The sequence below is a fragment of the Labrys sp. LIt4 genome, assembly GCF_017813775.1.
GTDB lineage: Bacteria > Pseudomonadota > Alphaproteobacteria > Rhizobiales > Labraceae > Labrys > Labrys okinawensis_A.
Genome location: NZ_JAGIPY010000003.1, coordinates 277,116 through 290,766, shown reverse-complemented (window position 1 = coordinate 290,766; position 13,651 = coordinate 277,116). Strand labels below are relative to the sequence as shown.

Annotated in this window: 11 protein-coding genes; 1 reads left to right on the top strand and 10 read right to left on the bottom strand. The window is 64.0% G+C overall.

Translation table 11 applies throughout. The features are described from left to right. Nucleotides 1-181: 181 nt before the first annotated feature. From fahA to J8I29_RS07200, 3 genes are all read right to left on the bottom strand, one after another. Entirely contained in the window at nt 182-1,489 is a 1,308-nt protein-coding gene (fahA, locus tag J8I29_RS07210; protein ID WP_209431119.1) for a fumarylacetoacetase, read from the bottom strand. Continuing rightward, the gene (gene hmgA / locus J8I29_RS07205) at nt 1,489-2,847 is read right to left on the bottom strand and encodes a homogentisate 1,2-dioxygenase (RefSeq protein WP_209431118.1); all 1,359 of its coding nucleotides are present in this window, start codon (nt 2,845-2,847) and stop codon (nt 1,489-1,491) included. The genes fahA and hmgA overlap by 1 nt, the downstream gene beginning before the upstream one ends. 69 nt (nt 2,848-2,916) lie before the next feature. Continuing rightward, nucleotides 2,917-4,248 carry an MFS transporter gene (locus J8I29_RS07200; RefSeq protein ID WP_209431117.1) on the bottom strand — a complete coding sequence of 444 codons (1,332 nt, stop codon included), beginning with the start codon at nt 4,246-4,248 and terminating at the stop codon, nt 2,917-2,919. A 101-nt stretch (nt 4,249-4,349) separates the two neighbouring features. Here J8I29_RS07200 and J8I29_RS07195 point away from each other — a divergent pair, with 101 nt between their 5' ends. Continuing rightward, the gene (locus tag J8I29_RS07195) at nt 4,350-4,784 is read left to right on the top strand and encodes a MarR family winged helix-turn-helix transcriptional regulator (protein WP_105865120.1); all 435 of its coding nucleotides are present in this window, start codon (nt 4,350-4,352) and stop codon (nt 4,782-4,784) included. 28 nt (nt 4,785-4,812) lie between these two features. On the opposite strand, the gene J8I29_RS07190 is transcribed toward J8I29_RS07195, so the two are convergent. The 7 genes from J8I29_RS07190 to J8I29_RS07160 all read right to left on the bottom strand — a co-directional run bounded on the left by J8I29_RS07190 (nt 4,813) and on the right by J8I29_RS07160 (nt 13,270). Further along, nucleotides 4,813-7,986 (bottom strand): CusA/CzcA family heavy metal efflux RND transporter, encoded by a 3,174-nt coding sequence (locus tag J8I29_RS07190; RefSeq protein WP_209431116.1) that lies wholly within the window; start codon nt 7,984-7,986, stop codon nt 4,813-4,815. Next, nucleotides 7,983-9,407: an efflux RND transporter periplasmic adaptor subunit gene (locus tag J8I29_RS07185; protein ID WP_209431115.1), complete on the bottom strand. Its 1,425-nt coding sequence runs from the start codon at nt 9,405-9,407 to the stop codon at nt 7,983-7,985. Before J8I29_RS07185 ends, J8I29_RS07190 begins: the two co-directional genes overlap by 4 nt. Then, on the bottom strand, nt 9,404-9,808 hold the full coding sequence (locus J8I29_RS07180) for a FixH family protein (protein WP_105865117.1): 405 nt from the start codon (nt 9,806-9,808) through the stop codon (nt 9,404-9,406). Before J8I29_RS07180 ends, J8I29_RS07185 begins: the two co-directional genes overlap by 4 nt. A gap of 117 nt (nt 9,809-9,925) precedes the next feature. Then, nucleotides 9,926-10,282, bottom strand: coding sequence for a hypothetical protein (locus J8I29_RS07175; RefSeq protein WP_209431114.1), 357 nt, complete (start codon nt 10,280-10,282; stop codon nt 9,926-9,928). A gap of 144 nt (nt 10,283-10,426) precedes the next feature. Next, on the bottom strand, nt 10,427-11,170 hold the full coding sequence (locus J8I29_RS07170; RefSeq protein ID WP_105865115.1) for an ATP-binding cassette domain-containing protein: 744 nt from the start codon (nt 11,168-11,170) through the stop codon (nt 10,427-10,429). Next, on the bottom strand, nt 11,167-12,204 hold the full coding sequence (locus tag J8I29_RS07165; protein WP_105865114.1) for a ribose ABC transporter: 1,038 nt from the start codon (nt 12,202-12,204) through the stop codon (nt 11,167-11,169). Before J8I29_RS07165 ends, J8I29_RS07170 begins: the two co-directional genes overlap by 4 nt. Before the next feature lie 88 nt (nt 12,205-12,292). Beyond that, nucleotides 12,293-13,270, bottom strand: coding sequence for an ABC transporter substrate-binding protein (locus tag J8I29_RS07160; RefSeq protein ID WP_105865113.1), 978 nt, complete (start codon nt 13,268-13,270; stop codon nt 12,293-12,295). Nucleotides 13,271-13,651 lie beyond the last annotated feature (381 nt).

Below are 13,651 nucleotides of genomic sequence, written 5' to 3'. Positions count from 1 at the left end.
GCCTTCCTGTCGTGGCGATGGGTGGAGCCGATACGCGCGAAACCCGGTGTGCCTATCTCCTCAGCTCCATCGAAAGATGGAGCGGGATCGGTATCCGTTTTGCGAACCATATCGCTCATAACAAGGCCGGTCTGGAGATCGGCCCACCAAAGCCGCGCCAGCCTATATCCTTACGACGAGACTACAGCGCCGGACGGATCACTGCACGGCATTCCCCGAAGCCGATGGGGGCGAAACCTTCGCGCCGGCAGCGGCCCCGGAGGAGCACCTCGTCGCCGTCTTCGAGGAAACGCCGCTCCTCGCCCGTTTCGAGGCGGATGGGATTCTTGCCGCCCTGGCTCGCCTCGAGCAGGCTGCCGCAGCCATCCTGGCCCGGACCCGAGATCGTGCCCGTGCCGAGGAGGTCGCCGGGACGCAGATTGCAGCCGTTGGACGTGTGATGGGTGATCATCTGCGCCGCCGTCCAATACATGTGCAGGGCATTGGAGCGAGCGAGCGGATGGGCCGTCAATCCGCGGGCACGCATCTCGGCGGTGGTCAGCAGCACCTCGAGTTCGATGTGGAAGGCACCCTCCGCCTGATCGGCGGCGTCGGTGAGATAAGGCAGTGGCGTGGGATCGCCTGCCGGGCGCGGCGGCTGTGCGATCCGGAAGGGGGCGAGTGCTTCGGCGGTGACGATCCAGGGAGATATGGTGGTGGCGAAGTTCTTGGCGAGGAAGGGCCCCAAAGGCTGATATTCCCAGGCCTGGATGTCGCGGGCCGACCAGTCGTTGAGCAGGCAGAGGCCTGCAAGATGATCGGCTGCGGCGGAGATGCCGATTGGAACGCCAAGTTCGTTGCCGGGGCCCACCCAGACGCCGAGTTCGAGCTCGTAATCCAGCCGTGTGCTGGGGCCGAAAGTGGGTGTCTCCGCCTCGGGCCGTTTCGCCTGACCGAGCGGCCGGATGAGTGGAATTCCCGAGGGACGCACTGACGAAGCGCGGCCGTGATAACCGATAGGAACATATTTGTAATTGGGCAGGAGCGGATTGTCGGGCCGGAACAGCTTGCCCACAGTTGTGGCGTGGTGAATGCCGACATAAAAATCGGTGTAGTCCCCGATCCGGGCCGGCAGATCGACCAGGCAGTCCGAGGCCTTGTACAGCAACGGCTCCACCCTCGATCGCAGGGAACTGGCCTCGGCCAGCAGGTTGGATAGCGCCTGGCGCAGGGCGCGGCGGGGCCCTGCGCCCAGCGCCAGCAGATTGTTGAGATCGTTCCCCCGCGCAGCTTGGGCAGCCCGTTCGGCTGAGCCGCTGAGAAGGCCGCCGTCGAGAACGGCGCGTAGGTCGAGAATGGCGTCGCCGATGGCGACGCCGGCGCGCGGTGTTGCTCCCCCCGGGCTGAAGATGCCGAGCGGCAAGTTCTGGATCGAGAAATCGGCATGGCCGTTGGCCGAAGCAACCCAGCTCGTCAGCTTGGGATCGTGTGTCTGGTCGAGTTCAATCATCACGGCCTGCTCGGATCGAAATGCTTGGTCATCTTGTGGCCGTAGCCGCCATAATCCTTCTGCAGGGCATCGGAACTGGCTGCATAGGCGGTGACCCGTTGCGGGAAACGGCTCTCGAACATGAAGGCCAGGGTATGTTCCAGCCGGTGCGGCTTGAGCTCGATATGGCTTGCCGTCTCGAAAGCATCGAGATCGGGCCCATGGGGCAGCATCATGTTGTGTAGCGAGGCCCCGCCCGGCACGAAGCCGCCGCCGGTCTTGGCATCGTATTGGCCATAGACCAGGCCCATGAACTCGCTCATCACGTTCATATGGTACCAGGGCGGACGGAACGTGTTCTCGGCCACGAGCCAGCGATCCGGGAAAATCACGAAATCGATATTGGCCGTGCCCGGCGTTTCCGAAGGCGAGGTCAGCACGGTGAAGATGGAGGGGTCGGCATGGTCGTAGAGCACCGGCCCGACCGGCGAATAGCGCCTGAGGTCATATTTATAGGGCGCGTAATTGCCGTGCCAGGCCACCACGTCGAGCGGCGATTGGTTGATCGTGGCGGACCAGAGAATGCCGCCCCATTTGACATGGAGGCGGGAAGGGACCTCCCGGTCCTCATAGGCGGCGACCGGGGTGAGGAAGTCGCGCTGATTGGCCAGGCAATTGGCCCCGATCGGCCCGCGCTCGGGCAGCGTGAAGGCCCCGCCATAATTCTCGCACAGATAGCCGCGGGCGGGACCGTCCTTGAGTTCGACCCGGATCTTCACGCCGCGCGGAATGACGGCGATCTCGCCCGGCTCGATGTCGATGATGCCGAATTCCGTCCATAGGCGCAGCGAACCCTGCTGCGGCACGAAAAGCAGTTCGCCGTCGGCATCATAGAAATACTCATCCACCATCGAGCGGGTGATCAGATAGACATGGGCGCCCATGCCGGCGTGGGTGGCGGCATCGCCGGCCGTGGTCAGGGTGCGCACGCCCTCGAGGAAGGAAACCGGCTCCGCCGGGATCGGCAGCGGATCCCAGCGCAGCGGCGCGATCGGCAGATCGATTTCGGGCGCGGGTGCCGTACGCCAGAGCCCGATATCGGCCTTGGCGAACTCGCCCCAATGGCTCACCGTCGGGCGAATGCGGTAGAGCCAGGAGCGCTCATTGGTGGTGCGCGGCGCCGTGAAAGGGGAGCCGCTCAGTTGCTCGGCGTAGAGCCCATAGGCGCAGCGTTGCGGAGAATTGCGGCCGAGGGGCAAGGCGCCCGGCAGCGCCTCGGTTTCGAAACCGTTGCCAAAGCCAGACATATAGCCGGCCTGGATGGCGCTGGCGACCGAGACATCTCGATCGGAACCGGTTTTGGGAGACTGGAGATTCATGATCACCTCCTCAATTCGACTGATGCGATATAATTGTTGCATTTGTAACTATCAAAGTTGTGGCCGACATCACAGATCCTCCTTGCTCAAGGCAGCGGCGACCGGATGGCCGAGGCCGTCGTCATCAACGCTTCTACCGCGTGTCTCGGGCGTCACTATGAGCACGCACAGGGCCGGCACCACCATCGCCGCCGCATAGACCGCAACCGACATGGGCGTGCCCGTCCGCTCGATCAGGAGCGCGCCGATCAGGGGGGCGACCGAACCGCCGAGCACGGAAGCGGCCTGATAGGATGCGGAAAGAGCGGTGTAGCGCACCCGCGTCGGAAACATCTCGGTGACGTAGGACGCAAGGCCGCCGAGCAGGAAACCATGGGTGCACAAGGCAAGGACAGCGCGCAGATAAAGGGCCGATGGCGAGGCGCCCTGCGCCAGGGTGAACAGGGCGAAGGCGGCAATGGTCGCCCCGATGAAGCCGGCGATCATCACGGGCCGGCGGCCGATGCGATCGCTGAGCCAGCCTGCACCGAGAATGACGGGCAGAGAAGCCAGCGAGGCGATCAGGACGACATCGATGGCCTGGGCGCGGCTGAGCCCGAGCCTGGTTGTCGCAAGCAACAGCACGAAGGTCGAGAACAGATAGAGCAGGGTGTTTTCGGCCGCTTTGACGAAGAAGACCTTGGCCATCGAGACCTTCTGCGTCGAGAAGGCTTCGGCCAGCGGCGCATGGGCTACTTCGGTGTCCGCCTTGATTTCCAGGAAGGCTGGCGATTCATCCACCTGCCGGCGGGCCCAGAAGCCGAGAACGATCAGCACCACCGAGAGCAGGAAGGGGACGCGCCAGCCCCAGGCCAGGAAGGCCTCCTCGCCGAGCCAGAGCTGGACGAGGCCGAGAACGCCGAGGGCGAGGACGTTGGCCGCCGGGCCGCTTGCCATCGGAAAGCTGGTCCAGAAGCCGCGATTTTGAGCCGGCATGGATTCGGCCACGATGGTCAGGGCGCCGGTTGCTTCGCCGCCGACGGCTACTCCCTGGAAAATACGGATGAGCAGAAGCAGGAGGGGAGCTGCGACGCCGATGCTCTCATAGGTCGGCAGGAGGCCGATGGCGACGGTGGCCACGCCCATCATCAGCAGGCTGACGATCAGTGTGTTCTTGCGGCCGAGCCGGTCACCGATCACGCCGAAGACGATGCCGCCGAAAGGGCGGGCCAGGAAGCCGGCGGCAAAGGTGCCGAGGCCGAGCAGAGTGCCGACGAAGGGGTCGTCCGCGGGAAAGAACACCTTGTTGAAGACGAGCACCGTGCTCGCGGCGAAGATGAAGAAATCATACCATTCCAGTGTCGAACCTAATGTAGCGGCAAGCATTACCTTCAGGCGAGACGCCATCGAAGTCATCTTCATCCTCCCGATCCCCGATCGTTGGTTATGCGGCCGTTAGGGCAGAGACGACCACTTCATTATCAAGTTGCAATCGTAACTGTCGATAATGTAACTATCAAAGGATGGCCAAGCTCACGCTCGAGAATTTTCTGCCCTATCGCCTCAACCGCATCGGCGCGGTGGTATCACGTGACTTCCGGACAGTTTACGGTCCGGACTACGACCTGACGGTGCCCGAATGGCGGGTGCTGGCGACATTGGGCGAATTTGAGGAGATGGGTGCGAAGGCGATCGGTGCGCATTCCTCGATGCACAAGACCAAGGTCAGCCGGGCCGTGCGGGCGCTGGAGGAACGCCGCTGGCTCAGGCGCCGCGAGAATGTCGAGGACAGGCGCGAGGAGATCCTCAGCCTCACGCCGCTGGGCCGGCGCGTCTATACTGAGATCGTGCCGCGGGCCTTGGCTTTCGAAGCCACGATGCTGGCAGCCCTCGGCCCGGAGGCCGAGGTGCTCTTACGCAGCCTCGACAAGCTCGAGGCGAGCATGGATTTGCGCTGAGCGCATTTGTATGAGGTCGGCGTAGGCGTCAGGCGGCTCGGGCATCGATTGTCCGGGCCGCCTTCGATGCATCCACCTCCGGGTTTCGGCCGGAGGGCAAATGCCAACCCTTAATGATGCCATAGATGGCGGGAATGACCATGAGGGTCAGCAGGGTCGAGGACACCATGCCGCCGATCATGGGAACCGCGATGCGCTGCATCACCTCCGATCCGGCCCCCGTGCTCCACAGGATGGGGATGAGCCCAGCCATGATGGCGATGACCGTCATCATCTTGGGGCGAACCCGTTCCACGGCACCCAGCATGATCGCTTCGCGAAGATCCGCCCTGGTAAAGGGCAGGTCCTTGCTGGATCGCTCCGCCTCCACTTCGGCCAATGCCTGCTGCAGGTAGATCAGCATGACGACGCCTGTTTCCGCAGCCACGCCCGCCAGAGCGATGAAGCCAACGGCGACAGCAACGGACATGTTGAAGCCGAGCCACCACATCAGCCAGATGCCGCCAATCAGGGCAAAGGGCAGCGACAGCATGACGATCAGCGTTTCCGTCAGGCTGCGGAAGTTGAGATAGAGCAGCAGGAAGATGATGAGCAGCGTGACCGGCACGACGATCTTCAAGCGGGCCTCTGCCCGCTGGAGATATTCATACTGGCCGCTCCAGCCGATCGAAGTGCCCGGAGGTAGCGTGACCTGCGCGGCTACCGCCTTCTGCGCCTCGGCGACATAACCGCCGAGATCGCGCCCTGCGATATCCACGAAGATGTAGGTCGCGAGTAGGCCGTTCTCTGTACGGATGGAGGTCGCTCCACGTGTCAGTTCGATCTTCGCCACCTCGCCCAGCGGTATAGTGCCGCCACCCGGCAGGGGAATCTGCACGTCTGCGGCAATCGCCTGGCGGCTGGAACGCAGGTCGCGCGGGTAGCGGATGTTCACGCCATAGCGCTCCCGGCCCTCGACGGTCGTGGTCACGGTCTCGCCGCCAAGTGCTGTGGCGATGACGTCCTGGACATCCCCGACGGTGAGGCCGTAGCGGCCGAGCGCATCCCTGTCCGGCACGATGTCGAGATAGTAACCGCCGATGACCCGCTCGGCATAGGCGCTGGAGGTGCCCGGCACGGTTTTGAGGATGCTCTCGATCTGGCGGGCGACCTTCTCCATCTCGGCAAGGTCCGTGCCGAAGACCTTAACCCCGACGGGCGTGCGGATGCCGGTGGACAGCATGTCGATGCGGGCGCGGATCGGCATGGTCCAGGCATTCGACACACCTGGAAATTGCAGCGCCCTGTCCATTTCCGTCTTGAGGCTGTCGAGGGTGACGCCCGGCCGCCATTGCTCTCTCGGCTTGAGGTTGATGATGGTTTCGAACATTTCGGTGGGCGCGGGATCGGTCGCCGTCAAGGCACGTCCCGCTTTGCCATAGACAGAGGCGACCTCGGGAAACGACTTGATGATGCGGTCCTGCATCTGAAGCAATTCACCGGCCTTGGTGATCGAGATACCCGGCAGGGTGGTCGGCATATACATCAGCGTGCCCTCGTCCAGCGTCGGCATGAATTCAGAGCCGAGCTGGCGCGCCGGCCAGACCGTGGCGGCAAGCGCCGCCAAGGCAAGAATGATGGTGAGAGTCTTGGCTTTCAGGACGCCGTGAATGACGGGCCGGTAGAGCCAGATCAGCAGCCGGTTGATCGGGTTTTTGTGCTCGGAAATGATCCTGCCGCGCACGAACACCACCATCAGGGCCGGTACCAGGGTGACCGACAGGAGGGCGGCGGAGGCCATGGCGAAGGTCTTGGTGAAGGCAAGCGGCCCGAACAGCCGCCCTTCCTGCGATTCCAGCGTGAAGATCGGCAGGAAGGACACCGTGATGATGAGCAGGCTGAAGAACAGGGCCGGACCGACCTCGCCGGCGGCATTGGTCAGGATCTGAATGCGGGACTGGCCGGGTGCGGCGCGTTGGAGATGCTTATGGGCATTCTCGATCATCACGATGGCGGCGTCGATCATGGCTCCGACGGCGATTGCGATGCCGCCGAGGCTCATGATGTTGGAGCCGAGGCCGATCAGCTTCATGGCCGCGAAGGCCATGAGGATACCGACGGGCAGCATGAGGATGGCCACGAGGGCGCTACGCAGATGAAGAAGAAACACGATGCAGACGAGGGCGACGATCACGCTCTCCTCGAACAGCGTTCCCTTGAGAGTCTCGATCGCCGCCTCGATCAGGTGAGAGCGATCATAGACGGGTACGATCTCGGTTCCCTTGGGCAGGCTTGCCGCTATGTCGGCCAGCCGCTGCTTGACACTGTCGATGACCGTGAGTGCGTTGGCGCCGACGCGCTGCAGCACGATGCCGCTCGCCACCTCGCCTTCGCCATTGAGCTCGGTGATGCCGCGGCGCTCGTCCGGACCGATCTCGACGCGAGCGACGTCCCTGAGACGAAGAGGTACGCCGGCACTGGTCCTGAGTACGATCTCCTCGAGATCGGCCGGCGATTTAACATAGCCACGGCCGCGCACCATGAATTCGAATTCGGAGAGTTCCAGCGTGCGTGCGCCCACGTCGCGATTGCTGGCCCTGACCGCATCGCGCACCGTCGACAAGGAAATGCCCTGGGCTCGCAGCCGCAGCGGATCCACCACGATGCTGTATTGCTTGACGAAGCCGCCGACGCTGGCGACCTCGGCCACGCCCTCTGCCTTGGAGGCGGCGTAGCGCAGCTTCCAATCCTGCAGCGAGCGCAGTTCGGCGAGCGACATCTCCTTGGCGACGACGGCATATTGATAGACCCAGCCGACGCCGGTGGCGTCGGGACCGAGGGTCGGGGTAACACCGGCCGGCAGGCGCTGGGCGGCGGCGTTGAGATATTCGAGTACGCGGCTGCGGGCCCAATAGGGGTCCGTGCCGTCCTCGAAGATCACATAGACGAAGGAGACGCCGAAGAAGGAGAAGCCGCGAACCACCTTGGATTTCGGCACCGTCAGCATCGCCGAGGTGAGGGGATAGGTGACCTGGTCCTCGACGACCTGCGGGGCCTGGCCGGCATAGTCGGTGTAGACGATGACCTGGACGTCCGAGAGATCGGGGATGGCGTCGAGAGGCAGGGTCTTCAACGCGTAGAGGCCGGCCGCTACGGCAAAGGCGGTGCCGACGAAGATCAGCACGAGGTTGCGCGCCGACCAGGCGATGAGCCGGGCGATCATGGCGTTACCTCCGGGCTGGTCATGCCGTTCAGTGCGGCCTTGAGGTTGCTTTCGGCATCGATGAGGAAATTGGCTGATACCACCACCCGGTCGCCCTCCGTGATCCCGTGGCGGATCTCGGTAAAGCCGCCGCCCCGGTCGCCGGTCTCGACAGTGCGGGGCTCGAAGCGTCCGTCGCCCTTGGCAAGGATGACGAGCTGGCGAGTGCCGGTGTCGATCACGGCGCTGTCGAGAACCGCGACCACCTCATTGGCATCGCCGGCCGCGATCTCGACATCGGCGTACATGTCCGGCCGCAGCAGGCCGTCCGGGTTGGCCAATTCGATTCTGGCCCGCACGGTGCGGGTCTCCCTGGCCACTTCGGGGTAGAGCAGGGAAACGCGCCCCTCGAAGCTCCGGCCCGGCAGGCTGCGTATGCGGATCGTCGCCGAGGCGCCCGGCCGGATGCCGCCGAGTTCATATTCGGGCACGTCGGCGAGCACCCAGACGGTCGAGATGTCAGCGAGGCGGAAGAGGATGTCGCCGGCTGCCGCCTTCATGCCTTCGCTGGCGCTGCGCTGCAGTACGATGCCGTCGCGCGGAGACCGCCACGTCATCGACAGCGGTACCTTTCGGCTGCGTTCGAGGTCGGCGATGGCCTCGGCGGGGACTCCGAGATTCTCCAGTCTCTGGCGCCCGCCGCCGGTGAGGCTTCCCCGTCCGCCACTGCCGAGGTCTGTCAGGAATTGCGCGCTGGCGGCAGCGATCTCAGGCGAATAGAGCTGGAAGAGCGCCTGACCCTTCACGATCCGCTCGCCGGTCGTCACGGTGGCGACCTGGTTGATGAAGCCATCGGCGCGGGTCGTCACCACGCTGATGCGGCGTTCATCGAGCTGCACGCTCCCGGGAGCCCGCAACGGGCGAACGAGCGAACGCCTGGCGGCGGTCTCGGTGCGAACGCCGGTCTGCTGCAGCTTGCCCAAGGCGACCTTGACCGTTCCTACTTCCTCGCCTTCGTCTGCATGGACCGGGATGTAATCCATCCCCATGGAATCCTTCTTCGGCACCGGCGAGGTATCCGGCAGGCCCATGGGGTTTCGGTAATAGAGGATCTGCCGCGATGATGCGGACGCCGTGGCGGTCTCGACCGAGGGCTTGTCGAAACCCACATCCTCGCTGGCGTGGACGGCGAGGAAATCGCGACCGTCGGCGGTTTTGGCTGGGATGGCCGAATAGGCCGGCAATGCATCGGGCGCGCGATAATAGATCACCGGTCCGGTAGGCGCCGGCTGGGTGTTTGCCGGGAGCAAGGCCTCGTCGAGCCGGGGCAGGATCTGCCGCAGCATGGGATGGGCGAAACCCTGTCGCCCGACCCAATAGCCTCCCGCCCCCGCCGCGAGGATCGCGGCGAGGAAGAGGACGGTCGTGCCGGCTCGCTTCATGGCACGGCCCTGAAGATGAGCCTGGCCTGGAGCGTGCCGGTCTCGCCCTGCAGCTTGGCCGCGAGCGACAAGCGCCAGCCGCCCTCCATGCCCAGTCTGGCCTTGAAGCGATAGATGCCGGCCTGGCTGGAAGCGAGCGGCTCGATCGGCGCCTTCATGGTCTCCATGCCATCCGGCGCCATGTCGAGGCGAGACGCGAAGATTACCGCGTCGGGGATAGGCTTGCCGGAACGTTTGTCGACGAGGCGGACGGCGATTTCGGCGCTCTCGCTCTGCCGGATCTCCGGTTGGATCAGCTGGAACTCATAATCTTCGATGCCGGCCTGGGCCGGCGCGGCGATTGTCCAGGCAAACCCGATCAGGGCGGGGATGGCCGCCTGCTTGATGGCTGATGATGTCATGTTGCGATGCTTCCAAATTCGTCCAGATCCACCGGCGTCCTAAAAACGCCGGTGGTTGGGCAACGGCGTCCTCCGGACGCTGTGCGACGAGTGGCTCCAGCGGAGCCATGGATGAATTCAGAGGCGGGGAGGTCGGTCCGGCGGCGCCGTCACGAAAGGTGTCCTGTCGCGATCATTGCCGAAGAAAGCGAGCGTGCCGGTTTCGAAGGCGGGCGCCACGATCAATCCGGCGATCGGGTCGCCAGCCGTGCATTTGGCCAGGCAGACCAGAGCGACGGGACAGGATTTCTGCCCCCCGGGGAGCGAGGGCTTGTCCTCGGGGCAGCACGGCATGTCGGCAGCCATGGTTGCCTGGTCAGCCGCCGGCATAGGCATGGCCGCCACGGCTGCCGAGAAAGGCGCCATGGGAGCAATCAGCAGGCTCACGATCATGAAGATCGAGAGCAGGCGGGATATGAGAAGCCAGCGGGTCACCAGCATTTCATCTCATGCCCCGCCGCAATTGAGAAGCCCGAGCCTGTTCACATTCTCGTCGGCAGATAAACCAATCGAATTGGCTCGACCTTTGTCGTTGCAGGGCATGACAAAGGTCGCGCTTCAGTTGTTTCCTGGCACTTCCTAGCCGCCCACCATGAGCTTGACGATCTCGTCATGATTGGTTTCGGCGATCTTGCGCTCGCCGGCGAGGGTGCCGCGGCGCAGCACCACGATCCGGTCGGAGACGGCAAAGATATCCTGCAGATTGTGCGAGATGAAGATGATGCCGCGCCCCTGGGCCTTGAGGGTTTGGATCAGGGAGACGACCTTGCGCTGCTCGGGCACGCCGAGCGCCGCGGTGGGCTCGTCCATGATCAGCACCTGCGCGTTCCAATAGACCGCCCGACCGATGGCGACCGCCTGGCGCTGGCCGCCGGAGAAATTGCCCACCGGAGCATCGAGGCGCGTCACATGGAAGTCGAGCTGCGCCATGGTCTCCTGCGCCGCCTTGGCCATCTTCTTGCGGTCGAGCACGGGCAGAAAGCCGAAGGCCTTCGTCATCGGCTCGCGTCCCAGAAAGATGTTGGCCCCGATGGAAAGATTATCGGCCAGAGCAAGGTCCTGGTAGATCGTCTCGATGCCGTGGCCGCGCGCGGCTTCGGGAGTCGCGAATTTCACGACTTCCCCCTTCAGCCGGATTTCGCCGCCATCGGCCTGGTAGACGCCCGAGATGGTCTTGATCAGCGTCGACTTGCCGGCGCCGTTATCGCCGGCGAGAGCGACGACTTCGCCGGCATTGAGCTGGAGCGAGACGCCGTTGAGCGCGGTCACGCCGCCGAAATGCTTGGAGACGTCGCGCACGTCGAGGAGGGGCTGGTTGCTCATGAACGGCGGCCTCCGGCGATGCTGCGCTGGGCCTGGTCGACCAGCACGGAAACGATGATGACGACGCCCACCGACACGAACTGCCAGAAGGGTTCGACATTGATGTAGACGAGGCCGAACTGGATGACGGCAATGACGAGGGCGCCGGCCAGCGTGCCTGAGATCGAACCCGAACCGCCGAACAGGCTGGCGCCGCCAATTACCACGGCGGCGATCGAATCGAGCAGGAGGGGCTCGCCGGCCTGGGCGGCGCCGGCGGTGAAGCGGGCCGCATAGAGCACGCCGCCGATGCCGGCGCAGACGGCCGACAGCACATAGAGTTTGCGGGTGTGGCGGCTGACATTGATGCCGGCGCGAAGCGCGGCCTGCTCGCTGGCGCCGATGGCGTAGGTGTGCTGGCCGAAGCGCGTCTGCGAGAGCAGATAGTGCATCAGGATCAGGAAGAGCGCTGCCACGATCACCACCACGGGCACGCCGTAGAAGCGGCCATTGCCGAGCGCCGCGAACCAGCCGTTCGAAACTGGGACGGTGGTGCCGCCGGCCAGCAGATAGGCGATGCCGCGCGCCACGCCATACATGCCCAGCGTGCCGATGAAGGGAGGCACCCGGAGTTTCGAGATCAGGAGGCCGTTGATATAGCCGGGGATGGTCGCTACGGCGACGCCGGCCGCGATGCCGACCAGCATGGCGGGGAAGGGCGGCATGGAGGTGCCCATCAGATTGGCCGTATGGGCCGCCACCACCGCCGACAGCCCCATGATGAAACCGATCGACAGGTCGATGCCGCCCGAGATGATCACGAAGGTCGAGCCGAGCGCCAGCAGGAGCGGCGCGACGGCATAGATCGAGATCGACTGCAGGGTAGGGACCGAGAATACGAAGGTCGAGCCATAGGCGATGCGGGCCCAGCACTCGAAAAAGACCAGGAGCAGGACCAGGAAGAGCCAGGCCCTGAGCTCCGCGATGCGCAGAAGGATGGGATGGGGTCCTGCCGCGGGCTGCGCCCGGCTGAGGGAAGATTGGGCTGCCGACATCAGGCGCTCCGTTCAGGGGACATAAAGAGGCCGCCGGGCCGGAGCATTTTGCTCCAGGATCCCCGGCGGCGCAGATGCAGGGAAAGCCTCATTCCTTGTAGATGAAGGCAGCGACTTCCGGCTTGTCGACGTTGGACTTGTCCATCACGGTGAAGCCCGTGCCGATCGAGGCAGGGATCGACTGGCCGGTGAGATGGGCATAGGCGGAAAGCACGCCGAAATAGCCGATCTCGGCCGGATGCTGGGCGATGGCGATATCAACCAGGCCCGACTTGATATTGTCGACGATCGAGGCCGGGGCGTCGAAGGCGGCGACGCGGACCTTGCCGCTCTGGCCGGCCTGCTGCACGCCGTTGGCGGCGCCCAGCGCGGAGAACAGATTGGCGCCGAAGACGCCGGCAAGATCGGGATTGCGGGCGAACACCGACTGCATCTGCGAGGCGGCCTTGTTGGCGTCGTTGTCGTTGAATTGCGTTTCAAGGACAGTGACGTTGGGGTAGTTCTTCATCTCGTCCTTGAAGCCTTCCTCGCGCTGGTCGGTGGTCGAGATGCCCGGCTTCACATTGGAGACATAGACCTTGCCCTTCTCGCCGATGGCCTTGGCGAGGGCACGGGCCGCGATGCGGCCGCCCAGTATATTGTCCGAGGCGACATAGGAGAGCGGAAAGTCGGCGTCACCCGCGCCGGTCTGGTACTTGCCGGTGCCGATGAAGGTATCGACGGTGATCACCGGAATGCCCGCGTCGGCGGCCTTCTTCAGGGGCTGGACGAGCTGGACCTTGTCGGTCGGCGCGATCAGGATGGCGTCGGGCTTGCGTGCGATGACGGCGTCGAGCACCGGTGTCTGCGTTACCGGATTGAAATCGGGCGCGCCTTGGAACACGAGTTCTGCTCCCACCACCTTGGCGGCGGCCTCGGCGCCCTTGCGCATCGATATGTAGAAGGCGTCGGTGGTCAGGCCCGGAATGAGGGCGATGGTGTATTTCTTGTCCTGGGCCTGCGCCGGAGCGGCGAGCACGCTGGCCCCGATGGCGACAGCCGCGAGGGCCGTAAGCAGTTTCCTCATGTCGTTTCCTCGGTTTGACGAAGTGGTCGATCCCTCCGGCAGGGACCCTCCTCTGGCGCGAGGTATCCAGCCGGCTACGGCGGGCAGGCCCGCCGATCGAGTTGAGGAAAGGATGCCGAGAATGGCCGGGCGATGCAGGTGCGATTGCGCCTGCGGAGCCGTCTCCCTCCCTGAATTTGTTTTTGTCTTTTATGAATTGTCAGACTATGGTTTCGCCCCGTAGGCGTCAATTAAAGATATTGCGCGTGATAAAATTGACAAAATGCGGCCCATCTGGTCGTAAGGAATGTAGACCAACATATTGAAAATAAATAATAATTTTTTATTTTGGGTCAAAGAAAGCAGAAATCCGCCGATGGAATTTTACGACGTGTAAAAAAT